The following is a 1,582-nucleotide window of genomic DNA, read 5'->3' on the forward strand; positions in this document are numbered from 1 at the left end:
AGCCGTCACGGTCTACCGCAACGAGGACGGCCAGCACGTCCTGCTGCGCGGCCAGCGCCGCACCGTGACCGCCGCCGAGGTCGGCACCCCCACCGGCCTGATCCCGGCTCGCGTCGTGCCCCAGCCCGCCGATGCCGACCGGATCGGTGACCAGATGGTCGAGAACATCCACCGCGCCGGGATGCGCGAGGCCGAGATCGTCGCGGGCGTGGAGCAGCTGGCCCTGCTTGGCGTGAGCGCGGCGCAGATCGCCAAGCGCACGAGCATCGATCGCCCGACCGTGAACGCCGCCCTGGCGGTCACCAAGGCCGACCAGACCCGCGACCGGCTGGACTCCGGCGACCTGACGTTGGAGGAGGCCGCGATGTTCGCCGAGTTCGAGCACGACCCCGAGGCCGTCCAGCGGCTGGAGAACACCAAGAAGTGGCGGCGCTCGCTCGCCCACGAGGTCCAGCGGCTGCGCGACGAGGCGGCCGAGCGCGAGGCCGACGCCGCCGAGGTCGAGCGGTTGCGTGCCGAGGGCCTGCCGGTGCTCAGCGCCGACGAAGTCGCGGAGGCCGACGAGGTGCTGCGCATCGAGCGGCTGGTCACCGAGGACGGCGAGCCGCTGCCCGAGGAGGAGTGGCCCAACGTTCCCGGCGCTTGCGTCCAGGTCGTCAAGGAGTGGGTCTACCCCGAGGACGAGTACGACGAGGAGAGCGAGGACGGCACCGACGGGGAGGACGACGACTACGAGCCCGCCGAGCCCTACCAGCAGTACGCGCCGGTGTGGGTCGTCACCGACCTCGACGCCTCCGGCCTGCGTCGTCGCGGCGGCGGCTCCGGCAGCACCACCACCGACAGCGGGGACGAGGGCGAGAGCGAGGAGGACGCCGAGGCCCGCCGCGAGGAGCGCCGCCGCGTGATCGCCAACAACAAGGCGTGGGCGAGCGCGGAGACCGTGCGCCGGGAGTGGCTGGCGACGCTCGTTGCTCGCAGGACCGCCCCGAAGGGTGCCGAGGCCCTGATCTGCGAGGCCGTCGTCACCGGCCACCACTCGCTGAGCAAGGCCATGGACCACCGGCACCCGATGCTCTTCACCCTGCTCGGGATCGACGTCCCGACCGGCTACTACGGCGCTGACGAGTGCCGCAAGATTGCCACCAAGGCGAGCACGCCGAAGGCCGCGACCATGACCACGCTCGCCGCCGTCGTGGCCGCGTGGGAGGCCACGACCGGCAAGCACTCGTGGCGCAACCCGAACGCGTGGGATGCCCGCGTGCTCGGCGCACTCGTGGAGTGGGGCTACCAGCCCAGCGAGGTCGAGCGGATCCTGCTCGGCGAGGAGCCGCAGCCGAGCACCGAGGACGACGGCGGCAACAACTCCGCCGAGGCCAGCGATAGCGCCGCCTGACCGGCTCCCCTCCCCCACCTGAGGGCAGTTCTTCCTGTGGAGAACCGCCCTCTGTGGAATAGAAACCATAGAATGAAGTCAGTTCGTCTGATCCGCTACCCGGGAGGACCCCGCCATGTCACACGAGATCGAGACCCACGGCACGCAGGCCGCAGCCGTCTTCGCCCGCAAGGACGCCTGGCACCGCCT

1 protein-coding gene is annotated in these 1,582 nt (G+C 71.6%); it reads left to right on the top strand.

Features of this window, described 5'->3' with window-relative positions:
- Positions 1-1,393: ParB/RepB/Spo0J family partition protein (locus ACOADB_RS18600; RefSeq protein ID WP_378601751.1), on the top strand; the 1,393-nt coding region annotated here is incomplete at its 5' end.
- Positions 1,394-1,582 lie beyond the last annotated feature (189 nt).

Source organism: Nocardioides sp. CPCC 206348 (genome assembly GCF_048654705.1).
In the GTDB taxonomy this organism is placed as follows: domain Bacteria; phylum Actinomycetota; class Actinomycetes; order Propionibacteriales; family Nocardioidaceae; genus Nocardioides.